Consider the following 23034-nt stretch of genomic DNA (forward strand, 5'->3'; position numbering starts at 1 on the left):
GCGGCGATAGATTTGCCGGCGATCGCCGTTGCAAGGAGGTGGGATGCTACCGGCCTGGTCCGTCGTCCTGAGCGCGCTCGGCTATCTCTGCGTGCTGTTCGCGATCGCCCATCTCGCGGACACCACCGGACGTCGCCTGATGACCGGGCGGGCGCGCACCACGATCTATGCGCTGGCGCTCGGCGTCTACTGCACTTCCTGGACCTTCTACGGTTCGGTCGGCTTCGCCAACCGGGCGGGCTTCGACTTCCTCGGCATCTATGTCGGCCCGGCCCTGGTGATCGGGCTGGGACATCGCTTCGTCGCGCGTATCGTCAGCATCGCCAAGTCACAGAACATCACCTCGATCGCCGACTTCGTCGGCGCGCGCTACGGCAAGAGCGAGCGCGTCGCGGCGCTGGTCTGCATCGTCGCGGTGGTCGGCGCCCTGCCCTATATCGCCCTGCAGTTGAAGGCGGTGGCGAACTCGCTCTCGGTGTTCTTCGCCGCCGCCGGCGGCCCCCCGCCGATGACCGATCTACCGGTGCTGAGCGACCTCGCCTTCCTCGTCGCACTGGTGCTCGCCGGCTTCGCCTGCGCCTTCGGCACCCGTCATATCGACGCGACCGAGCACCAGGACGGGCTGGTGCTGGCGATCGCGGCCGAGTCGCTGGTCAAGCTCGTCGCCTTCCTCGCGCTCGGCGTCTTCGTCGTCTACGGCCTGTTCGACGGTGCCGGCGACCTCTTCGCCCAGGCAGCGCGAGCCGCCGGTGATCGGCCGCCGATCTGGGAGCGGACGTCGAGCTGGCCGATGTTCCTGACGCTGACGGCGCTGTCCTCCTGCGCCGCGCTGCTGCTGGCGCGGCAATTCCACATGGCGATCGTCGAGAACCGCGACGTCCGCGACGTGCGCCGCGCCGCCTGGATGTTTCCGCTCTATCTCGTGCTGATCAACCTGTTCGTGCTGCCGCTGGCCGCGGCGGGCGAAGTCCTGCTGCCGGGCACGGCGATCGACCGCGACATGACCGTGCTGCTGCTGCCGCTGGAGAAGCAGGCCGGTCTCATCGCCCTCTTCGTCTTCATCGGCGGGCTCTCGGCCGGAACCGCGATGGTCATCGTCGCCTCCGTCGCGCTGGCGATCATGATCTCGAACCATCTCGTCACGCCGCTGCTGCTGCGCGGGCGCGGCGTCAGCGTCGATCCAGAGCGGGCGGCCGCGCTGCTCGAAGGCGGCGGCCGGCGCCGCAACAGCTCGACCGGCGGCGACCTCGGCTCGCAGGTAGTGCATATCCGGCGGGGCGCCATCGTCGCGGTGATCCTGCTCGGCTACGCCTATTACCGTGCCGCGGGCGAAGCCGCGCTGGTCTCGATCGGCCTGCTCTCCTTCGCGGCCACCGCGCAGATCGCGCCGGCCTTCTTCGGCGGGCTGATCTGGCGGCGCGGTACCGCGCTTGGCGCCGCCGCCGGCCTGTCGGCCGGCCTGCTGACCTGGCTCTACACCTTGTTGATACCGAGCCTCGCCAATCCCGGCGGCTATTGGGCGGAGATCGTCGAGCACGGGCCGCTCGGCATCGCCGCGCTGCGGCCTGAAGCGCTGCTCGGGCTGTCGCTGCCGGCCCTGCCGCATGGCGTGCTCTGGAGCCTTGGCATCAACCTCGTCTGCTATGTCGGCTTCTCGCTGGTTCGCCCGGCAAGCGCGATGGAGCGGCTGCAGGCCAACGCCTTCGTCGAATCGGACCGGGCGACCATGGCCCAGTCCTTCTCGCTGTGGCGCTCCAGCGTCACCGAAGCCGAGCTGCAATCGACGATCGGCCGCTATCTCGGCCAAGAGCGGACGCAGCGCGCCTTCGAGGGCTTCGCCCATTCACGCGGCGAGGTCCTGAACGGGACGCGCGAGGCCGACATCCACATGTTGCGCTTCGGCGAGCACCTGCTCTCCTCGGCGATCGGCGCCGCGTCGTCACGCCTCGTGCTGTCGCTGTTGCTGAAGCGGCGCAACCTCTCGACCGAAGCCGCCTTCAAGCTGCTCGACGACGCTTCGGCGGCGCTGCAATACAATCGCGACATCCTCCAGAACGGTCTCGACCATGCCGGCCAGGGCATCACCGTGCTCGACCGGGATCTTCGCCTGCTCGCCTGGAACAAGGCCTTCATCCAGCTCTACGACCTGCCGCCCTCGCTGGTGCGTTTTGGTACCGGGCTCGACGAGATCGTGCGCTACAACGCCCAGCGCGGTGCCTATGGCGCCGGCCCGCAGGACGAGCTGATGGCGGCGCGGCTGGAGAGCTTCATCAATGATCGCGAGCCCGTCCGGCTCAGGCTCTACCCGTCCAAGAACGTGATCGAGATCCGCTCGAACCCGCTGCCCGACGGCGGCATCGTCACCACCTATACCGACATCACCGACTCGGTCGCCGCCGAGGAGGAACTGGAACGGACCAACGAGACGCTGGAAAAGCGCGTCGCCGAGCGCACCGAGGAAATTCGGCACGTCAACACCGAATTGCAGCGCGCCAAGGCCGAGGCCGACGACGCCAATGCCTCGAAGACGCGTTTCCTCGCCGCCGCCAGCCACGATATTCTGCAGCCTTTGAATGCCGCCCGGCTTTACGCTTCCGCCCTGGTCGAGCGCGACCGCAGCAGCGCCCAGCCCGACCTCGCCGAGAACATCGACGCCTCGCTCGACGCGGTCGAGGAGATCCTGACCGCCTTGCTCGAGATCTCCAGGCTCGACGGCGGCGCGCTCAAGCCCGAGATCAGCGCCTTCCGCCTCGACGAGTTGATGCGCCAGCTGCAGCGCGAATTCGAGCCGAGCGCCCAGGAGAAGGGCCTCAGCCTCATCTTTGCCGCGACCTCGACGACCGTCCGTTCCGACCGGCGCCTGCTGCGCCGGCTGCTGCAGAACCTGGTCTCGAACGCGATCAAGTATACGCCAAGCGGCAAGGTGCTGGTCGGCTGCCGCAGACGCAGCGGGCAGATCGCGATCGAGGTGCTCGATACCGGGCTCGGCATCCCCGCGAGTAAGCAGAAGACCGTGTTCCGCGAGTTCCAACGCCTCGACCAGGGTGCCAAGGTGGCGCGCGGCCTCGGCCTCGGCCTGTCCATCGTCGAACGCATCGCGCGTACCCTCGACCATAAGCTCGTGCTCGCCTCGACACCGGGGCGCGGCACACGCTTCTCGATCCTGGTGCCGCGGGCCGCGCCGCTGCCGGCCATGGCGACGACGACGGCCGCGCGCGGGGCCCCATCCAGCAGCCAGCTCGCAGGCCTCAAGCTGCTCGCCATCGACAATGAGCCGGCCATCCTCGACGGCATGCGGCTTCTGCTCGGCGGCTGGGGCTGCAAGGTCGAGACCGCGCGCGATCTCGACGAAGCCTCCGCCGTCATCGCCGCCAGCGGCACGCCGGATGTGCTGATCGCCGACTACCATCTCGATCATGGCGAGAACGGCATTGCGCTGATCTCGGCGCTGCGGCAGAGCGTTGGCGGCCTGCCGGCCATCCTGCTGACCGCCGACCGCTCACCCGAAGTGCGGGAAGAAGCCGGGGCGCTCGACATCCATGTGCTGAACAAGCCGCTGAAGCCGGGTGCGCTGCGGGCGCTGCTCGCGCAATGGCGCGCGACGAGACTGGCAGCGGAGTAGCCCAGCCCGCGGATTATTCGGGTACCGGCTCTGCGGTGCCCTGTCCTGCCGTCCCAGCCTGCCGCAACGCGTCCTCGGCCGCCAGGAAGGCTGCGACCTCGGTGCTCGGCTCCGGGCTTTCCACCGCGACGCCCATCTCGGCGAACAGGCGGGCTGCCGGCACATAGGCCCGGCCCTTGCGATCGTAGAGCGCGGCGCGGACGAGCGCGACCGCGGCGACGATCTCGCTGCCGTCGCGCCCTTCAGTCAGGATGCGGTGTTGGATCACGACCCAGCCCTCGCTCCAGCAGAGCAGCCGCGTCTCCAGCCTGAGCGCCCGGAACAGGCGGACCTCGCGGCGGAAGCGGATCGTGCCGCAATTGACCACCGGCACCCAGCCATGACGCAGGATCGCGCGCCACAGGCCGCTGCGCAGCATCAGATCGGCGCGGCCGAGATCCATCAGCCCCCAATAGCGGGCATTGTTCATGTGCAGGCTGGTGTCGAGATCGTGGAACCAGACCCGGAAGGGCAGGATCGAGGCCTCGAAGGGCGGTTTCAGCTTCGGCTGGAAGGGCCGCGTCAGCAGCAGCCAGATCAGGCGGAACCAGAGATTCATGGCGGCTTTCCAAGGGAGAATGGTTTAGTTGTAAACGTTTTTGCGCACGCGGCCAGACCCGGATTTGGTCGCGTCGCGGCGGCATGTTGCGCTGCACGATCCTGCGACATAGGGCGCCGCCACAGCGCTGGCATGCGGACAATGCGGGCACCTGCGCAAGATCATGCTTGCCAAGCGCGCTTTTTCCGCAGAAGCATCTGCGCTTTCCGGCGACTGCACCAGATGCCGCCGGCCCACGGGACGATGCTCCAGCGATGCAGATCGAACTCGATTCCCGCGACAGGACGATCCTGCGCATCCTCCAGAAGGATGGCCGGATCACCAATTCGGATCTGGCCGAGAAGGTCCATCTCTCGCCCTCGGCCTGCCTGCGCCGCGTGCGCCAGCTCGAGGAGAGCGGACTGATCCGCGGCTATGTGATGATGCTCGACGAGCGCATCGCCGGCTTCCCCGGCACCGCCTTCGTCTTCGTCACGCTCGACCAGCAGGGCCGCGCCTCGCTGGAGAGTTTCGAGAAGGCGGTGCAGGACCTGCCCGAGATCCTGGAATGCCACCTGCTCGCCGGCGCGCACGATTACCTGATGCGGGTGATCTACCGCGACAGCGCCGATTTCGAGCGCATCCACACCGACATCATCACGCAATTGCCGGGCGTCACCCGGGTGCAGTCGACGCTGACGCTGCGCACGATCAAGAAGACTTCGTCGCTACCGATGTGACCATCGGGGTTGCGGCGAACGGGGCCAGCGTCGATAACGAGCCCCCAACAGGAATCGCGCCCGTGACCGACGCCAAGACCAATGCCGATGTCGCCGGACTGCCCTTCGAGGCGGCCCTGAAGGAGCTGGAGGCGATCGTCGCCCGGCTCGAGCGCGGCGACGTCGCGCTTGAGGAATCGATCGACATCTACACCCGCGGCGAGGCGCTGAAGGCACGGTGTGACGCGCTGCTGAAGCAGGCCGAGGCGCGCATCGAGAAGATCACGCTCGGAGCCGACGGCAAGCCGACCGGCACCCAGCCGCTCGACGTCGGGAACTAGCAGGCGGCCAAGCCACGATCAGGCCGGCGGACTGACCATGACCGCTTCGCCGAGGACAGCTTCGATCAGGCGCGCGACATGGCGGACCGCCGGGTCGCTCTCGCTGCGCCGATGCCAGGCGAGATGTAAGGGGAACCCCTCGACTGCCACCGGCGGCTCGAAGGTAACGAAGCGCTCGGCCTCCTCCGGCGGCAAGGTCCGGCTCGGCAGGAGCGCGATCAGCTCCGAAGCCATCAACAGCGACGGCACGCTGAGGAAGCTCGGCACGACCAGGCCGATATGGCGCTTGCGCCCGAGCCGGACCAGCGCCTCGTCGAGCGGGCCATGCGTCTCGCCTCGGCCGGAAACCAGCACATGCGGAAAGGCGAGCCAGCGGTCGAGATCGAAGCTGGCTCGCGCCGGGTGATCCCGGCGCATCGCCACGACATAGCGCTCGCGCAGCAATTCCCGGCGGGTGAAGTCGGCATCGATCGTCGGGAAAACAGAGATGGCGAGATCGGCGCGCCCCTGCGCCAGCGCCTCCAGCGTCGCCTGCGCGCCCTGCCAGGGCAAGATGGCGAGAGTCAGGCCCGGCGCCGTCTGCATCAGCTGCGCATAGATCCGGCCGGTCAGCAGCGCGGGCGGCAGTTCGGCCGTCATCACCCTGACGGTCTGCACCAAGCTCTTCAGATCGGGCTCCGGCGCATCGAGCAGCCCGGTGATCTGGGCAAGGATGTCGCGCAGCGGCTGCCGCAGTGTCTGCGCCTTCGCGGTGAGGCGCATCCGCCCTCTGCCCCGCAACAGAAGCGGATCGCCGAAGAGATGGCGGCAGCGTTCGAGTGCGCTCGATGCCGCTGGCTGCGACAGGCCGACCCGCTCGGCCGCGCGCGAGACATGCGCCTCGTCGAGCAGGGCGTCGAGCACGACAAGCAGGTTGAGGTCGATCGCCCTTAAATTCATGAAACCAATGATACGGTATATCTATCATCCATTGGAGTAATTTCTTGAGCCGCCGCATCCTCCTCTCGAACCGAAGGAGGTCGCCATGACGCAGACATTGATCCTGCTCTTCCACCCCGATTATCAGAGCTCGCGCGCCAACCGAGCGTTGGCGCAGGCCGCCGGCAGCCGGCCCGGCACCAATGTCGTCGACATGCAGGCGCTCTATCCGGACGGGCGTATCGACGGTGATGTGGAGGCCGCGCGGCTGCTTTCCGCCGAGCGGATCGTTCTGCAGTTCCCGGTGCAGTGGTATTCGACGCCGCCGCTGCTCAAGGCCTGGCAGGACGCGGTGCTGACCCGGATGTTCTACATCCACTACGAGGCGGAAGGCGCAAAGCTCGCCGGCCGGCCACTCCTGATCGCGGCGACCGCCGGCAACATCCCCGAGGCCTATGCGCCGAGCGGCGCCAACCTGTTCTCGCTGCGCGACCTGCTGAAGCCACTGCAGGCGACGGCGCATCGCTGCGCCCTCGCCTGGCAGGAGCCGTTCCTGATCTACAATGCGCGCCGGGCCGATGCCGAGGCGCTGGAGGCCGCCGCCGACCACTATGTCGCGCGGCTCGCCCGGCTCGAAACCCGGCAGGCCGCCTGACCTGCCGGGCGAGCGTCAGCTCACGCCTGTTCGGCGCTGCTCGCGCGGCGCACCAGCACCATCAGGATCGCGGCGCCGAGACCCGACTTGACCAGCGAGCCGAGCAGGAAGGGCACGACGCCGGCAAGCATCGCCTTCTCGGCCCCGATCAGCGTCGCCAGCCAAAGGCCGCCGAGAGCCAAGCAGAGCGCGTGGCCGAGCAGCATCGCGGCGAAGGCGAATGCCGGGCGGCTGCCGTTCCAGCCGCGCTCGGCGAGCCAACCCACCAGCGCCGCAACGAACGGGAAGGAAGCCAGGTAGCCGGCGGTCGGGCCCATGAGAGGCGCCGGCCCGCCGGCTCCGTTGGCAAGAACGGGCAGGCCGAGCGCCGCCTCGCCGAGCCAGGCGAGGATAGTGAGCGCGCCGAGCCGCCAGCCATAGAGCGCGCCGATCAGGATCACCGCCAGCGTCTGCATGGTCATCGGCACCGGGACCATCGGCACGCTGATCTGCGAGGCGATCGCCAGGACGAGCGTGCCGAGCAGGACGGCGGCTGCGCGAACGAGGAGCGGGCGCGCCTGCAGATCAAGCGGGCTGAAGCGGGTCGGGGCGGTGTAGCTGAGGTCGCTCATGGGTCTCTCCGTCGATTCCAGAATTATAGATAATTTACTGACTTGATCTATCTTAGAGTCCACAGCTGCGTTCAGATTGCAAGCGACAGCGCGACCACCCGTGAGCACATCCACGCACAGCTGCGTCGCAGCCATGCTTGTCGATTGATCCGTCGCGGCTTCAGCCCTGGATGGTAAAGACGTCCCGTGTCCCTCCGGCGGCGGTTCGCACCGGCTTGGAGCCGATCCATTGGACATGACGGGCGAGGATCGCCGCGGCTTCGTCGACCTGGCCGGCGCGGAGGGCGGCGAGGATGGCGCGGTGATCGTGGTCGGTGCGCGCCTCCCAGTCCGAACGCCAGGCCGAGAACAGGAAGCGGGCGCTCGCGCCATGGAGATCGTCGATCGCCGCCAGCAGGCGCGGCATGGCGCACGGCGTCACGATCAGGCGATGGAAACGCCGGTTCGCTTCCTCCCAGGCGCGGACATCCGGCGAATTGTCGCCGGCGCGGGTCGCCTCCTCGGCCTCGTCGAGGATGGCGCGCGTCAGATGCGGGCCCGCATGGCGCAAAGCGAGCACCTCAAGCGCCGCACGCATCTCGGCGACTTCGCGGACCTCGCGCAGATCGAAGGTGGCGACGCGCACGCCGCGGCGCGGCTCGCTGACGGCAAGCCCCTGCGCTTCCAGCCGCTGGAAGGCCTCGCGCACCGGCACATGGCTGGCGCCGAACTCGACGGCAACATGATCCTGCCGCAGCCTTGCGCCCGGCTCGAGCTGCCCGGAGATGATCCGCTCGGCGAGGATGCGGCTGATGCGGACCGGCAGGGTTTCTGATTTCTCGCTGACCATGAATTATCGATAATTTTTTCCGGCGCCCACGTCGAGCCCGCTGCGGCCGGTTGTACCCTTGTCGCGCGCGGCGTCCGGGGCCAGTCTTCGGCGCTCACAGGAGGACATCGCCATGTCACAGCTGCCCGATCATGACCCGGTCGCGGGCGATACCCGCTCCTGCGAGGCGCTCGAACAGGTGATCGTGCCGCGCGCACATGATCTCGGCGGCTTCTCGGTCCGCCGTGCTTTGCCATCGATCGGGCGCAAGATGGTCGGTCCCTTCATCTTCTTCGACCAGATGGGCCCGGCCGAATTCCTGCTCGGCGAGGGCATCGACGTGCGCCCGCATCCGCATATCGGGCTATCCACCGTCACCTACCTGTTCGACGGCGAGATCATGCACCGCGATTCGCTGGGCACGGCGCTGCCGATTCGCCCAGGCGCGGTCAATCTGATGACGGCCGGGCGCGGCATCGTCCATTCCGAGCGCACCGCGCCGGAAGAGCGGCTGAAGGCGCCCAAGCTCTACGGCATCCAGACCTGGCTCGCCCTGCCGAAGACGCATGAGGAGGTCGCGCCGGAATTCATCCACCACGCCGCGCCCGAGCTGCCGCGCATCGTCGGCGAGGGCAAGCGCGTCAGCCTGATCATGGGCTCGGCCTTCGGCGAGACCTCTCCGGTGAAGTTTCCCTGGGACACGCTCTATGCCGAGGCCGTGCTGGCGCCGGGTGCGATCCTGCCGCTCGATCCCGATTATCACGAGCGCGCGGTCTACATCGTCACCGGCAAGATCGACATCGCCGGCGACGAGTTCGGCGCCGGACAGCTGCTGATCTTCAAGCCGGGCGACCGGATCTCGATCCTCGGCGTCGACCAGAGCCGACTGATGCTGATCGGCGGCGAGCCGATGGACGGCCCGCGTCATATCTGGTGGAATTTCGTGTCGTCCTCGAAGGAGCGGATCGACCAGGCCAAGCAGGAATGGAAGACCGGCCGCTTCGACACCGTCCCCGGCGACGAGGAAGAGTTCATCCCGCTGCCGGAGCGCTGAGCGCGCCGACATGCCTGCCGAAGGCCTGCCTCCTGAGCGCGCTTTGGTGCCGGAAGACGCTCGCCCGTCACCCAAGCGGCTGCGCGGTTTCCTTTGGGCGACGCTGACGGTCTCGATCTTCGCCGGCTGGTTCGTAGTTACGCGTTTCAGCGTCACCCGCATCCTCAATGTCTGGGACCTGACCGCGCTGCGCTACGGCATCGGCGCGATCCTGCTGGCGCCGGTCCTGCTGCGCGATCTGCCGCCGCGCGCCTGGCGCAACGGCTTCATCTTCGCCGCGCTCTGGGGCGCACCCTTCGCAGCCCTGGTCGCGCTCGGCGTGCAGATGACTTCGGCCGGCCGCGCCGCTTCGGTGACGCCGACCCTGATGCCGGTCTTCGCCGGATTGCTCGGCTGGCTGCTGCTGCGCCAGCCACCCGGCGGGATCAGGCTCGTCGGATACGCCGCGATCGCTGCCGGCCTCTGCGGCCTCGTCTTCACGGCCTCCAGCGGCGGGGCAACGCCGAGCCTGCTGGGGCTCGGCTTCCTGGCGTTGGCGGCGGCGATGTGGGCCGGCTACACGCTGCTCCTGCGCGGCAGCGGCCTCAACCCGCTGCAGTCGGCAGCGCTGATCTGCTTCTGGTCGGGTGTGATCTTCGTGCCGGCCTATCTCATCCTCGGCATCGGCCATCTCGGACAGGCGCCGACAGTCGAGATCGCCGTGCAGGGCTTCTATCAGGGCGTGCTGATGAGCATCGTTGCGCTGATCAGCTTCAACCGCGCCGTGACATTGCTGGGCGCCTCGGCCGCCGCGGCAATGATCGCGCTGGTGCCGGTCATCGCCTCGCTGCTCGCCATCGTCTTCCTCGGCGAGATACCAACGGTGGCTGAGGGGATCTCGATCGCGTTCATTGTCACTGGCGTGCTGCTGGCGACGCGGCCGACGTCAGCGCCGGCCGCCTAGCCCGACTTCTCAGGCGAGCTCGGAGAGGTCACGCAGGCGTGGCACCCGCGAGAAGCCGATCACGAGCAACTGGATCAGGAAGCCTGCCGTCGCGAGCTGCAGGCAGGCGGCGATGCCGAGATGCGTCGCCACGGAAGCGCCGATCGCGGCGCCGACCGGGCGGGCGCCGAAGGTCGCCGTCATGATCAGGGCGGAGACGCGGCCGAGCATCGCATTGGGCGTGACCGCCTGGCGCAATGTCATCGTCGAGATCGTCCAGATGATCGGCCCGACGCCAAACAGGAAGAAGCTCGCCCCGACCAGATAGACCGTGGGAAACCAAAGGGTCGCGAGCATCACGCCAGCCGCGCAGAGGCCCGCGAACGGCCCGAGCAGAACCAAAGTCCCGAAGGAGACCCGCCTGGAGATATGGGGTGCGAGAGCGGCGCCGACGATCATCCCGGCACCGTAGATGCCCAGGGTGATGCCGACTTGTGTCGCGCTGAGGCCAAGATTCTGGACGGCGTAAGCGACATAGACCGCCTGGAAGATGAACCAGGAGACGTTGAAGAAGACCGCCGTCATCAGAATCGGCCTGAGCAGGTCGTGGCTGGCGACGAAACGGGCGCCCTCCTTGAGATCATGCAGCAGATCGCGTCGCGGGCCGGACGGCGCCTCATCCTTCGGCAGGCCGGCCAGCAGGAGCGCGGCAAAAATGGAGAGCCCGGCAGCCAGACCGTAGGCCGTCGATATGCCGATCCAGCCAACGAGCGCACCGCCGAGCGCCGGCCCGCCGGCATAGGCGGCGCTACGCGCCAGCTCCAGCCAGCGATTGGCGTCCGCGAGCCGTGCGCGCGGCACCACTGACGGGACGAAGGCCGGAGCGGCGACGCTGTAGCAGACCGTGCCGACAGCGCCGAGCGCGCCCAGCATGCCCAGCCAGGTCAGGTTGAGGCTGCCCAGAGCGAGCAGTAGCGGGATCGCCAGCAGCGACACCGCGCGCAGGACTTCGGTGCCGACCATGAGCCGGCGCCGCGAGGCGCGATCGACCATCAGGCCCGCAGGGATCGAGAGCAGGAGAAAAGGCAAGGTCTGCGCCGTCTGCAGCCAGCCGGTCTCGGCCGGTCCCGCCGCCAGCAGGAGCACCGCGGCCAGAGGGGCCGCGGCCAATGCGATCTGTTCCGAGAACTGGGCAAAGAGATTGGACCAGCCGATGCGGCGAAATGCCGTCGGCAATGGCGCGATGTCGGCCGGTTGCATGATCTGGTGTCCTCGGAAGCAGTTGTGAGGACACCAAAAAGCCTTGCCCGCATGAGAGCCACCCGTTTCGTGGGAAGGCAAGGCGTTCGCGGCAATCACGGGCGGGTTTCCCAACTCTGGTTTGCCAGCGCGCCACACAGGCTCTATTTCCAGATCATCCCAGCGAAGGATCCGACAGCCTCGTGCCTCGCCCCAACACTCCCCTTCTCGACCAGGTGCCCGATCCGGCGGCTTTGCGCCGACTCGACGATGCGCAGTTGCGCCAGCTCGCCGACGAGCTCAGGGCCGAGACGATCGATGCCGTTTCGGTGACCGGCGGCCATCTCGGCGCCGGCCTCGGCGTGGTCGAACTCACCGTCGCTCTGCACCATGTCTTCGACACGCCGCGCGACCGGGTGATCTGGGATGTCGGCCACCAGGCCTATCCGCACAAGATCCTGACCGGCCGCCGCGCCGAGATTCGCACATTGCGCCAGCCGGGCGGGCTCTCGGGCTTCACCAGGCGCGCAGAGAGTGAATACGATCCGTTTGGCGCCGCCCATTCCTCGACCTCGATCTCGGCCGGGCTCGGCATGGCAGTCGGGCGCGACCTTGCAGGCGGAAAGAACAACGTCATCGCCGTGATCGGCGACGGCGCCATGTCGGCCGGCATGGCCTATGAGGCGATGAACAATGCCGGCGCCACGGGCTCGCGGCTGATCGTCATCCTCAACGACAACGACATGTCGATCGCCCCGCCGGTCGGAGCGATGTCGGCCTATCTCGCCCGTCTCGTCTCCGGCCGGACCTATCGCTCGCTGCGCGAGATCGCGAAATATCTCGCCGAGAGGCTGCCGCGCTTCTTCCACGAGAAGGCGAAGCGGACCGAGGAATATGCCCGCGGCTTCTGGACTGGCGGCACCCTGTTCGAGGAGCTCGGCTTCTACTATGTCGGCCCGATCGACGGGCACAATCTCGACCATCTGCTGCCGGTGCTGCGCAATGTCCGCGACGCCGAGACGGGGCCGATCCTGGTCCATGTCGTGACGCAGAAGGGCAAGGGCTATGCCCCGGCCGAGGCCAGCGCCGACAAATATCACGGCGTCGTCAAGTTCGACCCCGTCACCGGCCAGCAGGCCAAGGCCCCGGCGAATGCGCCGAGCTACACCAACGTCTTCGCCAATGCCCTGATCAAGGCGGCACGCGAGGACGAGAAGATCGTCGCCGTGACCGCCGCCATGCCGTCCGGCACCGGGCTCGATGCCTTCGGCAAGGAGTTTCCCGGCCGTACCTTCGATGTCGGCATCGCCGAGCAGCATGCGGTGACCTTTGCGGCCGGCCTCGCCACCGAGGGCTTCAAGCCGTTCTGCGCGATCTATTCGACCTTCCTGCAGCGCGCCTACGACCAGGTCGTGCACGACGTCGCCATCCAGAAGCTGCCCGTGCGCTTCGCCCTCGACCGGGCCGGCCTCGTCGGCGCCGATGGCGCGACTCATGCCGGCGCCTTCGACGTCGCCTATCTCGCCTGCCTGCCCGACATGGTGGTGATGGCGGCGGCCGACGAGGCCGAGCTCACCCATATGGTCGCGACCGCGGCCGCCTATGACGCAGGGCCGATCGCCTTCCGCTATCCGCGTGGCGAAGGCGTCGGGGTCGAGATGCCCCAGCACGGTGTTCCGCTCGAGATCGGCAAGGGCCGCATCGTCAGGCAGGGCACGCAGGTCGCACTGCTCTCGCTCGGCACGCGCCTCGCCGAATGCCGAGCGGCGGCCGAGCAGCTTGGCCAGCGCGGACTTTCGACCACCGTCGCCGATGCCCGCTTCGCCAAGCCACTCGACGAGGACATGATTCTACGCCTTGCCCGCGAGCATGAGGTGCTGATCACCGTCGAGGAAGGCTCGGTCGGCGGCTTCGGCAGCCATGTCCTGCAATTGCTGGCGCGCGAGGGCGCGCTCGACCGTGGCCTGAAGATCCGCAGCCTGGTGCTGCCCGACATCTTCCAGGACCACAACAAGCCCGAGGCGATGTACGCCGAGGCCGGGCTCGACGCCGCCGGGATCGTGCGCACCGTCGAAAAAGCGCTCGGCCCCGCCAGCGCCGTCCGCCGCGCCTAACGCATGGCCGGCCTGCCGCGCCGGGCATGATATTATCGCACCCGGCGGTTCCGCCGGGTGCGATAATATCAATTCCAAACGTTTAGAGCGGGGCTGATGCGAAAAACCGGTTCCCACTTTTCCGCACCCCGCTCTAGGGCCGACCTGCTGCTGGTCGAGCGCGGCCTGTTCGAGAGCCGGGCACGGGCACAGGCCGCCATCGCCGCCGGCCTCGTCCGCGCCGACGGCGTCGTGCTGCGCAAGGCCTCGGAAACGGTTCCCGACACGGCGTCTATCGAGGCGGAGGCGGCGCATCCTTACGTCTCGCGCGGTGGGGTGAAGCTCGCCGCAGCGCTCGACGCCTTCGGCTTCGATCCAGCCGGGCTGACCTGCCTCGATGTCGGCGCCTCGACCGGTGGCTTCAGCGACGTCCTGCTCCGGCGGGGGGCGGCGCATGTCTACGCCATCGATGTCGGTCAGGCGCAGTTGCATGACAGCCTGTGTGGCCATCCGCGCCTGACCAGCCTGGAGAGCCAGGACATCCGTACGCTCGATTCCGGCCTGTTCGCTGAGGCGCCGGCGCTCGCCGTGATCGATGTCAGCTTCATCTCGCTGAAGCTGGTGCTGCCGGCGGTAGCGGAGCGGCTGGCTCCCAAAGCCCGGCTGGTCGCGCTGGTGAAGCCGCAATTCGAGACGAAGCGTTCGGCACTGAAGAAGGGCGTGCTGCGCGACGAAGCGCTGCAGCAGCGGATCTGCGCAGAGATCGCGGAGGCGGCCACCGGCCTCGGCTTCGTCGTCAGCGGGCTGATCCCCTCGCCGATCGAGGGCGGCGACGGCAACCGCGAGTTCCTGCTCGGCAGCGAGCGAACGGCCTAACTCGCCATCACGGCGTCGATATCGGCCTGTACCGCATTTGGATCGATATAGGCCGCCTCGCCCTGGCCGTTGGCATTGATGAAGGCAGTGGCACGGGCGATCAGACGGCGTAGCGACAGGCTGGCGACATCGACGATCAGCCCCGGATCCTCCTCCGCCGGCATCTCCTCGAGCAAGGCCGTTGCCGTATAGATCAGGCGGTCCATGGCAGTGCAGAGTGCATCGAAGCTCTGGGCTTCGCGCTGGCCGAGTCCGCGATAGGCAGCCATCGCCTCTCCGGCGCAGCGCAACGGCGAGCTCGCGAAATGCTCGAAATAGCCGACGGCGCGCCAAGCCTTGAGGTCGCCGACGATCTCGCGGTCGACCGGCACCATCTCCAGCAGCATCAGCGCCTCGCTGTGCCGGTTGAGGTAGTCGGTCGAAAGCTGCGGAGCTGTCCAGTCCGCCGCGGTCGGTGATGTCTCGGTCGCGGAAGCAGACATGAAGGGCCCCGAAGCGCCGCGACTATGCTGTGCCAACCGCAAACAAAGTCTTGATCCGGTCACGATAAGGCGAAAGTGATCAGAAGATGTGTGGTCGCTATGCCATTACCTTGCCGCCTGAGGCGATGCGCGAAGCCTTCGCCTATCGCGAGCAGCCGAATTTCCCGCCGCGCTACAATATCGCGCCGACGCAGCCGGTGCCGGTGGTGTGCCTCGACGAGGGCCGACGCCAGTTCATCCTGATGCGCTGGGGCTTCATCCCGGGCTGGGTCAAGGATCCCAAGGACTACCCTTTGGTCATCAATGTCCGCAGCGAGAGCGCCAGCGAGAAGCCCTCCTTCCGAGCCGCCCTCACCCGAAGGCGTTGCCTGATGCCGGCCGACGGCTTCTACGAATGGCACCGCCTCGGCGAGGGCCGCCAGCAGGAGAACAGGCCCTATCTCTTCCGCAAGCCGGATCAGGACTTCTTCGCCTTCGCGGCCCTGTGGGAGACCTGGCACAGCCCCGATGGCTCCGAGATCGACACGGTCGCGATCGTCACCGGTCCGGCGAACGGGCAGATGGCGGCGATCCATCACCGCTCGCCTGTCATCGTGCCGCCCGAGGCTTTCGACGCCTGGCTCGATCCTGCGGCGGAGCCTGCGACCGTGCAGAGCCTGATGCGGCCACCGCCCGACGATCTCTTCGAGATGTTCCGGCTCGGCGCTGGCGTGAACAAGGTCGCCAATGACGGGCCGGAGGTACAGGAGCCGTTCGATCCGGCTTCGGAGCCGGCCCCCGCTCCCAAGCCCGCCATGCGTTCCCGTCGGGGCGGCCCCGACGATGCACAGGGCAGCCTGTTCTAGCGCAGTCTACCGCGGCGCGCTTACTCTGGTCCCAAACGAGACCAACAGAGGGAACGCACGAGATGGATGGCCGCCGCCCGACGATGAGCTCCCTGCACGGCATGGTCGCCGCCGCGCATCCACTGGCGGCACAGGCCGGCGCCCGCATCCTCAGCCAGGGCGGCAATGTCTTCGACGCGGTCGGCGCAGTCGCCTCCGCGCTCAACGTGGTCGAGCCGTTCATGTCGAGCCTTGCCGGCATGGGCTCAGCGATCATGTGGGTCGCAGCCGAGAAGCGCGTGCGCGTGCTCGATTTCGTGCCGCCCGTGCCGGAAAGCTTCCCGTTCGAACGCTTCACGCAGCGTTCCGAGCTGGAGCGCGGGGCGCTCGCCGTCGCTCCGCCCGGCAATCTCGCCGGCTGGTGCGAGCTCAACCGCGCTTATGGCCGGCTCTCGCTGGAGCAGATCTTCGCGCCGGCGATCGCGCTCGCGCAGGATGGCTTCCCGATCGCCGAGTTCGGCGTGATCGAGTTCAACGAGCAGGCGCCGCTGCTGCGCGAGCGGCCGGAGCTCTATGAGCATTGGGCTCGGAACTACCTGCGCGATGGTGCAACGAGCGTCGCGCTCGGGCAGATCCTGCGCCAGCCCGAGCTGGCGGCGACCCTGCGCGACATCGCCGCCAAGGGACCGGGCCATCTCTATCAGGGCGCGCTCGGCGAGACGATCACCAACCATCTCAAGGCGCAAGGCGGCACGCTGACCATGGCCGACCTCGCCAGGATCGCCCCGGGATGGCGCGAGCCGCTCGCCGCCGCCTATCGCGGCCGGCAGGTGCATGTGCCGCCGCCGGCCTGCGAAGGCTTCCAGTTCCTGTTGACCCTGCGCATCCTCGACGGCTTCGACCTCGGCAAGCTCGAACGCAACGGCACCGAGCATCTCGACATCGTCTATCGCGCCATCCGCCTCGCTGCCGGCGTCCGGATCGCCCACAACAACCCCAGGCCCGAGAAGCTCACAGAGATCCTGTCCGACGCCTTCGTCGAGCGGCTGCGGGCGCGGGTCCGAGACGGCAAGCCGATCGACGGCCCCACCGAGCAATGGATGCCGCAGGCGCCGGCGGGCGAGGACCCCGGCCACACCACCTCCTTCTCGATCGCCGACCGCGACGGCAATCTGATCTGCGTGACGCAGAGCATTGGCAGCCCGTTCGGCAGCGGCGTCGTGGTGCCGGGTACCGGGCTTTGCCTCAACAACTTCCTCTATTGGGCCGACGTCCAGCCCGGCAGCCCGAACCGCTCGATGCCCGGCTCGGAACTGCCGATGTGCATGTCGCCGACGCTCTCGACCAAGGACGGCGCGCCGGTGCTCGCGCTCGGCACGCCCGGCAGCTACGGCATCATGCAGACGCAGATTCAGGCCATGGTCCAGCATGTCGATTTCGGACTGCCGCTGCAGCACGCGATCGAGGCGCCGCGCGCCCGGCTCTGGGATGGCCGCGAGGTCGAAGTCGAGAACCGGCTTCCCACGGAGACCATCGCGGCGCTGGCCGAGCGCGGGCACGGCATCTTCGCCAATGACAGCGGCTGGACGATGCGCGTCGGCGGCATGCAAGCGGTGTCGCGCGATCCGTCGACCGGGCGGCTCACCGGCGCCTGCGATCCGCGCCGCGACGGCTATGTCGCGACGCCGTGAGCGGCCACAGCGCTGGATCGAGCAGGCTTCGTTGGCGGCGCCAAGGATGGAAGCATTTTGAGCACAGCCGTGGATGATCTGCATGCCTGGCTTACGGGCACATTGCTGCCGGGCTGGATCGCCCGCGCCTTCGACCCGGCCCGGCCCGGTTTCGTCGAATATCTCGGGCCGGATGGAACGCCCGAGGCCAGTGAGCTGCGCACGACGCTGGTCACCGCCCGACTGACCTATGTCTTCAGCCACGCGCATCTGCTCGGGGTCCCAGGGGCGCTTGCCGCCGCGCGCCACGGCCTCGCCTTCCTGACCAGCGTCTGCCGGGGCGCCGATGGGCGTTTCGTCCATTCCTGCGCGGCGCATGGCGAGGCCGTCGACGGCAAGACCGACTTCTACGATCTCGCCTTCGTGCTGTTCGCGCTCGGCTGGTTCGCGAAGGCAACCGGCGAGACGGAGGTGCTGGCAATCGCCGGCGAGGTGATGGATTTTCTCGACGGCGAGCTGGCCCATCCGGCCGGCGGCTTTCGCGAGGATACGCTGGGCACCCAGCCGCGGCGGCAGAATCCGCATATGCACCTGCTCGAGGCCTGCCACGCCCTCGCGGCGGTCTCACCCGATCCGCGCTGGCTGGCGATGGCCGACAGGCTCGTGCGGCTGATGCGGGAGCGGATGCTGGATACCAATGGCACGCTCGGCGAGTTCTTCAGCGAGGACTGGGCGGCCTTTCCCGGCCCGCGCGGGCTGATCCGCGAGCCAGGCCATCATTTCGAATGGACCTGGCTGCTCTATCACCACGAGCGGCTGACCGGTTCGAGCGAGGCTCGCGAGACGGCCCGCAAGCTCCATGCGTTCGGGCAGCGTCAGGTCGACGCCTCCGCCAATTCATTGCGGCTCGTCGTGAACGAGGTCGACCCGACCGAGCGTGTGCTGAACGGCGCTGCGCTGCTCTGGCCGCAGACCGAATACCTGAAGGCGCTGGTCGCACGGATCGAATTCGAGGGCGATACAAATGCCGCAGCACTGCTTGATCGGCATCTGCGCCTGATGTTCCGGCACTTCGTCGACGCCAAGAGCGGGATCTGGGTCAACCAGCTCGACGACGAGGGAAGGCCGATCAGCGAGCGGGTACCGGTCCGCGTGCTCTATCACCTCGTGCTGGCACTCGCCGAAGTCTGCCGCGTCACCGAGGGCGACGCGGCCTTCCAACGACCCTCGCCCGCTACAGCACCGAGCCGGGATTGAGCACGCCCTTGGGATCGAGCGCTACCTTGATCGTCCGCATCAGATCGAGCTCGACCGGATCCTTGACGCCCGGCAGCAGCGAGCGCTTCAGGCGGCCGATGCCGTGCTCGGCCGAGATCGAACCCTTGAGCTCGGTGACGATGGCGTGCACCGCCTCGTTCATCGCACTCCAGCCGGCGAGATAGGCGGCCTTGTCGGCGCCGACCGGCTGGCTGACGTTGAAATGGATGTTGCCGTCGCCGAGATGGCCGAAGGGCACCGGCCGGCAGCCCGGTACCAGCGCCTCGACCGCGGCAATGGCACGCTTCAGGAACTCGGGCGTCGCCTGGAGCGGCACTGAGACGTCGTGCTTGATCGAGCCGCCCTCATGGGTTTGCACCTCCGAGAGCATCTCGCGCAGCTTCCAGAGATCGGCGCGCTGGCCAAGCGAGCCGGCGAGCACGGCATCGGTGACGAGCCCCTCCTCCAAGGCTTCGCCGAGGAAGGCTTCGACCGCCTCGCTGAGCCCGGTTTCGGCCTGGGCGCAGACCTCCATCAGCACATACCAGGGTGACGGCTCCGACAGCGGGTCGCGCGCGCCGTTGGCATGGCGGACGACGAAGTCGAGGCCGATCCGCGGCATGATCTCGAAGGTGGTGAGCGTGCCGCCGGCGCTGGCCTTGGCCTTGTTGAGCAGCGCGAGCGCGGCTTCCGGATCAGGCACGGCGAGGAAGGCGGTGGCGCGCGCCGCGGGCAGCGGGAAGAGCTTCAGCACCGCGGCGGTGATGATGCCGAGCGTGCCTTCCGAGCCGATGAAGAGGTTCTTGAGGTCGTAGCCGGTGTTGTCCTTGCGCAGCTGGCGCAGGCCGTTCCAGACGCGGCCGTCGGCGAGGACCACTTCGAGGCCGAGGCAGAGCTCGCGGGCATTGCCATAGGCGATCACCGCCGTGCCGCCGGCATTGGCGGAGAGATTCCCGCCGACCGTGCAGGAGCCTTCCGAGGCGAGCGAGAGCGGGAAGAGCCGCCCGGCGGCCTCGGCCGCTTCCTGCGCCCTCTGCAGGATGACACCGGCCTCGACGGTCATGGTGTCACCATCGGCATCGACCGAGCGGATCCTGTCGAGCCGTTGCAGCGACAGGATGATCTCACGGCCCTCGGCGACCGGGACCTGGCCGCCGACCATGCCGGTATTGCCGCCTTGCGGCACCACCGTCGCGCCGGTCTCGCTCGCCCACTTCATCACGGCCGAGACCTCGGCGACCGAGCCCGGCCGCACCACGGCCTGCGCCTTGCCCTTGAACAGGCCGCGGGGCTCCTTGAGATAGGGCACCATCGCATCGGCGTCGGTGATGACGTTCTTTGCGCCGACGATGCCGGCCAGAGCTTCGATAACGGACGCGCTCATCCTGCCTCCGGAAACCTGATCATTTGCGGCCGGCGCTCTTTCGGAAGACGCCGACGAGTTCGATATGGGCGGAATAGCGGAACTGGTCGACCGGCGTCACGCGCTCAAGCGCATAGCCGCCTGCGACCAAAAGCGCCGCATCGCGGGCGAAGCTGCCGACATCGCAGGAGACATAGGCCACCAGCGGGACCTTCGACGCCGCAAGCCGTTTGACCTGCGCCTCCGCACCGGCGCGCGGCGGGTCGAGCACGACGGCGTCGAAGCCGTTGAGCTCATGCTCCAGCAGCGGCCGGCGGAAGAGGTCGCGCGCCTCGACCGCGACCGGCTTCAGCCCCTGCGTATGGTTGGCGGCCCGGCTCAGCGCCTGGATCGCCGCCTTGTCGCTCTCGAAAGCCGAAACCTGCGCCTTCTCGGCGAGCCGGGCGCTGAACGGGCCGCAGCCGGCGAAGAGATCGGCGATGCGCTTCGCCTTCGGGGTCGCCTCGAGCACGAGGCGCGACAGTGTCGCCTCGCCCTCGGCCGTCGCCTGCAGGAAGCCGCCGGGCGCCGGCGTCACCGCCGCCTTGCCCATCAGCTGAAAGGGCGCGCGCCGCTCGACGATGACCTCGCCATGCATGGAGAGGCGAGCGAGGTCGAGCCGCTCGGCCGCCTCGGTCAGCTGTCGGCGCAGGCTGTCCCCGGCTGGGCCATGACCGCGAATGTCGACATCGAGCCCGGCTTCAGAAGCAGTCAACTGAATATCGAGCGGCTTGTTCGAGGCGCGCAGGCGGTTGGCGAGGAGCTGCGCCACGACCGGTGCCCGGGCCAGTCCCGGCGCCAGCACGGGGCAAGCCTCGACCTCGATCAGATCGTGGGTGCGTGCCGCCATGAAGCCGACGCGCATGCCGCTCTCGTCGCGGCGGGCATGGAAGGTGACGCGCCGGCGGCCCTCGCCATGGGCATCGACCAGCGGTGCGACCTCCGTTTCCAGCCCGGCGCGGGACAGCGCCGTCACCACCTGCTGGCGCTTCCATTCGGCATAGAGGTCCTCGCCCATATGCTGCGCGGCGCAGCCGCCGCAGCGGGTGAAGAGCGGGCAGATCGCGGCGATGCGAGAGGTAGAGGGCGTCAGGATCTCCACGATCTGCGCCCGGTCGCCGTCGCGCACGGCGCGCACGCTCTCGCCCGGCAAGGCGAGCGGCACGAAGACCTGACCACCCGCCGTCTCAGCGACGCCGTCGCCGCGCTGGCCGAGCCGCGCGATCGTGAGCGTTTCATTCATGGCGAGGGCGGACATGGGGTGCTGGGCTCGTGACGTGATTGCGGGTTTGGCCTATCAGGTGCCGAGCGACAGGGAAATGGCTGGAGTTGCCTGACATGACTATCCGCAACGGCGTCGTCGAAGCGATCGGCAACACCCCCCTGATCAAATTGAAGCGTGCCTCGCAGGAAACCGGCTGCGAGATCCTCGGCAAGGCCGAGTTCATGAATCCCGGCCAGTCGGTCAAGGATCGGGCCGCGCTCGCCATCATCCGCGATGCCGAGAAGAGCAGCGCGCTACGCCCCGGCGGCGTCATCGTCGAGGGCACGGCCGGCAATACCGGCATTGGCCTCGCGCTGGTCGGCAATGCGCTGGGGTATCGCTCTGTGATTGTCATCCCGGAGACGCAGAGCCAGGAAAAGAAGGACATGCTGCGGCTCGCCGGCGCGACCCTGGTCGAGGTTCCAGCCGTCGGCTACGTCAACCCGAACAACTATGTGAAGGTCTCCGGCCGCCTTGCCGAGGAGCTGGCGAAGACTGAAGCCAACGGCGCGATCTGGGCCAACCAGTTCGACAATGTCGCCAACCGCCAGGGCCATATCGAAACGACCGGCCCGGAAATCTGGCAGCAGACCGACGGCAAGGTCGACGGCTTCGTCAGCGCCGTCGGCACCGGCGGCACATTGGCCGGCGTCGCGATCGCGCTGAAGGGTTTCAACCCCAAGATCCGCATCGCCCTCGCCGATCCGATGGGCGCGGCTCTCTACGCCTATTACACCACCGGCGAACTCAAGGCCGAGGGCTCCTCGATCACCGAGGGAATCGGCCAGGGCCGAATCACCAAGAATATCGAGGGCGCGCCGATCGATGTCGCCTTCCAGATCCCGGACGAGGAAGCGATCCCGCTCTGCTTCCAGCTGCTGGAGGAAGAGGGCCTCTGCCTCGGCGGCTCCTCCGGCATCAACGTCGCCGGCGCGATCCGGCTGGCGAAGGAGATGGGCCCCGGCCACACCATCGTGACCATCCTTTGCGATTACGGCACGCGCTATCAGTCGAAGCTGTTCAATCCGGAATTCCTGCGCTCGAAGAATTTGCCGGTGCCCGGCTGGCTGGAGCGCGATGGCGGGCTCAAGGACGTGCTCGCCAAGGTGATGGCCTGATCTCGTGCTGCTCGACCGGCGCACGCTTCAGGGCATCGCCGAGGGCAACATCACCATCATCCTGCGCCGTTGGCGCCGGCCGAGCGTCAAGAGCGGCGGCACGCTGCTGACGGCGATCGGCCAGCTCGCCATCGACGCGGTCGAACCCATATCCGAGGCTGAGATCGACAGCACCACCGCAAAGGCGACGGGCTTCAATTCGCGGGAAGATGCACTCGCTGCGCTGGCCGGACATGAAGGCGACCTCTACCGCATTCGCATTCGCTTGATCGGCCCGGATCCGCGCGAAGCTCTGCGGGGAGCGGATAGCCTGACCGACGCTGACATGCAGGAGCTGGTCGGGCGCCTCGACCGGCTCGACGCCCGCCAGCCCTGGACGCGCGCCACGCTCGAGCTGATCGCAGCACATCCGGGGCGACGCGCTGCCGAACTCGCCGAGCTGCTCGGGCGCGGAATGCTCCCGTTCAAGCAGGATGTGCGCAAGCTCAAGGCCCTCGGTCTCACCGAGAGCCTTGAAATCGGCTACAGGCTGTCGCCTCGCGGCAAGGCCCTGCTGGCGAAGCTCCCGCCGCGCTGATCCGC

21 protein-coding genes are annotated in these 23034 nt (G+C 68.0%); 13 read left to right on the forward strand and 8 right to left on the reverse strand.

Annotated elements, in window-relative coordinates; all coding sequences use genetic code 11:
- Positions 1–43: 43 nt before the first annotated feature.
- On the forward strand, positions 44–3622 hold the full coding sequence (locus ACWIGM_RS11700; RefSeq protein WP_454026105.1) for a PAS domain-containing hybrid sensor histidine kinase/response regulator: 3579 nt from the start codon (positions 44–46) through the stop codon (positions 3620–3622).
- A gap of 13 nt (positions 3623–3635) precedes the next feature.
- Here ACWIGM_RS11700 and ACWIGM_RS11705 read toward each other — a convergent pair whose 3' ends face one another.
- Positions 3636–4220, reverse strand: a complete 585-nt coding sequence (locus ACWIGM_RS11705; protein ID WP_454026106.1) for a thioesterase family protein — start codon at positions 4218–4220, stop codon at positions 3636–3638.
- 254 nt (positions 4221–4474) lie between these two features.
- Here ACWIGM_RS11705 and ACWIGM_RS11710 point away from each other — a divergent pair, with 254 nt between their 5' ends.
- Positions 4475–4939, forward strand: coding sequence for an Lrp/AsnC family transcriptional regulator (locus ACWIGM_RS11710; protein ID WP_171019692.1), 465 nt, complete (start codon positions 4475–4477; stop codon positions 4937–4939).
- A 62-nt stretch (positions 4940–5001) separates the two neighbouring features.
- Positions 5002–5259: an exodeoxyribonuclease VII small subunit gene (locus ACWIGM_RS11715; RefSeq protein WP_152017142.1), complete on the forward strand. Its 258-nt coding sequence runs from the start codon at positions 5002–5004 to the stop codon at positions 5257–5259.
- Between the two features lie 18 nt (positions 5260–5277).
- Here the strand turns inward: ACWIGM_RS11715 and ACWIGM_RS11720 are convergent, their stop codons facing one another.
- On the reverse strand, positions 5278–6198 hold the full coding sequence (locus ACWIGM_RS11720) for a LysR family transcriptional regulator (RefSeq protein ID WP_454026107.1): 921 nt from the start codon (positions 6196–6198) through the stop codon (positions 5278–5280).
- An 85-nt stretch (positions 6199–6283) separates the two neighbouring features.
- Between ACWIGM_RS11720 and ACWIGM_RS11725 the strand changes: the two genes are divergently transcribed.
- Positions 6284–6832, forward strand: a complete 549-nt coding sequence (locus tag ACWIGM_RS11725) for an NAD(P)H-dependent oxidoreductase (RefSeq protein ID WP_454026108.1) — start codon at positions 6284–6286, stop codon at positions 6830–6832.
- 20 nt (positions 6833–6852) lie between these two features.
- Here the strand turns inward: ACWIGM_RS11725 and ACWIGM_RS11730 are convergent, their stop codons facing one another.
- Together ACWIGM_RS11730 and ACWIGM_RS11735 are read right to left on the reverse strand one after the other, a co-directional pair.
- Positions 6853–7443 (reverse strand): biotin transporter BioY, encoded by a 591-nt coding sequence (locus tag ACWIGM_RS11730; RefSeq protein ID WP_454026109.1) that lies wholly within the window; start codon positions 7441–7443, stop codon positions 6853–6855.
- Positions 7444–7603: 160 nt separating this feature from the next.
- Complete coding sequence (locus tag ACWIGM_RS11735) at positions 7604–8272, reverse strand: GntR family transcriptional regulator (RefSeq protein WP_454026110.1); 669 nt, start codon at positions 8270–8272, stop codon at positions 7604–7606.
- A 112-nt stretch (positions 8273–8384) separates the two neighbouring features.
- Between ACWIGM_RS11735 and ACWIGM_RS11740 the strand changes: the two genes are divergently transcribed.
- Together ACWIGM_RS11740 and ACWIGM_RS11745 are read left to right on the forward strand one after the other, a co-directional pair.
- A complete protein-coding gene (locus ACWIGM_RS11740; RefSeq protein ID WP_454026111.1) occupies positions 8385–9305 on the forward strand; it encodes a pirin family protein in 921 nt (306 codons plus the stop codon).
- 10 nt (positions 9306–9315) lie between these two features.
- Complete coding sequence (locus ACWIGM_RS11745; protein WP_454026112.1) at positions 9316–10248, forward strand: DMT family transporter; 933 nt, start codon at positions 9316–9318, stop codon at positions 10246–10248.
- 9 nt (positions 10249–10257) lie between these two features.
- Here the strand turns inward: ACWIGM_RS11745 and ACWIGM_RS11750 are convergent, their stop codons facing one another.
- Entirely contained in the window at positions 10258–11487 is a 1230-nt protein-coding gene (locus ACWIGM_RS11750) for an MFS transporter (RefSeq protein ID WP_454026113.1), read from the reverse strand.
- 182 nt (positions 11488–11669) lie between these two features.
- Here ACWIGM_RS11750 and dxs point away from each other — a divergent pair, with 182 nt between their 5' ends.
- Together dxs and ACWIGM_RS11760 are read left to right on the forward strand one after the other, a co-directional pair.
- Positions 11670–13580, forward strand: coding sequence for a 1-deoxy-D-xylulose-5-phosphate synthase (gene dxs / locus ACWIGM_RS11755; RefSeq protein ID WP_454026114.1), 1911 nt, complete (start codon positions 11670–11672; stop codon positions 13578–13580).
- A 96-nt stretch (positions 13581–13676) separates the two neighbouring features.
- On the forward strand, positions 13677–14435 hold the full coding sequence (locus ACWIGM_RS11760) for a TlyA family RNA methyltransferase (protein WP_454026115.1): 759 nt from the start codon (positions 13677–13679) through the stop codon (positions 14433–14435).
- Here ACWIGM_RS11760 and ACWIGM_RS11765 read toward each other — a convergent pair.
- On the reverse strand, positions 14432–14917 hold the full coding sequence (locus ACWIGM_RS11765; RefSeq protein ID WP_454026116.1) for a hypothetical protein: 486 nt from the start codon (positions 14915–14917) through the stop codon (positions 14432–14434). The genes ACWIGM_RS11760 and ACWIGM_RS11765 overlap by 4 nt on opposite strands.
- Positions 14918–15003: 86 nt before the next feature.
- Between ACWIGM_RS11765 and ACWIGM_RS11770 the strand changes: the two genes are divergently transcribed.
- From ACWIGM_RS11770 to ACWIGM_RS11780, 3 genes are all read left to right on the forward strand, one after another.
- Positions 15004–15762 carry an SOS response-associated peptidase gene (locus tag ACWIGM_RS11770; RefSeq protein ID WP_454026117.1) on the forward strand — a complete coding sequence of 253 codons (759 nt, stop codon included), beginning with the start codon at positions 15004–15006 and terminating at the stop codon, positions 15760–15762.
- Positions 15763–15824: 62 nt separating this feature from the next.
- On the forward strand, positions 15825–17432 hold the full coding sequence (locus tag ACWIGM_RS11775; RefSeq protein WP_454026118.1) for a gamma-glutamyltransferase family protein: 1608 nt from the start codon (positions 15825–15827) through the stop codon (positions 17430–17432).
- 69 nt (positions 17433–17501) lie between these two features.
- On the forward strand, positions 17502–18668 hold the full coding sequence (locus ACWIGM_RS11780; RefSeq protein ID WP_454026119.1) for an AGE family epimerase/isomerase: 1167 nt from the start codon (positions 17502–17504) through the stop codon (positions 18666–18668).
- Here the strand turns inward: ACWIGM_RS11780 and ACWIGM_RS11785 are convergent.
- Both ACWIGM_RS11785 and ACWIGM_RS11790 read right to left on the reverse strand, forming a co-directional pair.
- On the reverse strand, positions 18646–20052 hold the full coding sequence (locus ACWIGM_RS11785) for an FAD-binding oxidoreductase (RefSeq protein ID WP_454026120.1): 1407 nt from the start codon (positions 20050–20052) through the stop codon (positions 18646–18648). The genes ACWIGM_RS11780 and ACWIGM_RS11785 overlap by 23 nt on opposite strands.
- Before the next feature lie 19 nt (positions 20053–20071).
- Positions 20072–21328 (reverse strand): class I SAM-dependent RNA methyltransferase, encoded by a 1257-nt coding sequence (locus ACWIGM_RS11790; protein WP_454026121.1) that lies wholly within the window; start codon positions 21326–21328, stop codon positions 20072–20074.
- Between the two features lie 80 nt (positions 21329–21408).
- On the opposite strand from ACWIGM_RS11790, the gene ACWIGM_RS11795 reads away from it, so the two are divergent.
- Together ACWIGM_RS11795 and ACWIGM_RS11800 are read left to right on the forward strand one after the other, a co-directional pair.
- Positions 21409–22452: a cysteine synthase A gene (locus ACWIGM_RS11795; protein WP_454026122.1), complete on the forward strand. Its 1044-nt coding sequence runs from the start codon at positions 21409–21411 to the stop codon at positions 22450–22452.
- Positions 22453–22456: 4 nt separating this feature from the next.
- Positions 22457–23029: an ASCH domain-containing protein gene (locus tag ACWIGM_RS11800; protein ID WP_454026123.1), complete on the forward strand. Its 573-nt coding sequence runs from the start codon at positions 22457–22459 to the stop codon at positions 23027–23029.
- Positions 23030–23034 lie beyond the last annotated feature (5 nt).

The organism is Allobosea sp. NPDC055332, from assembly GCF_053645455.1.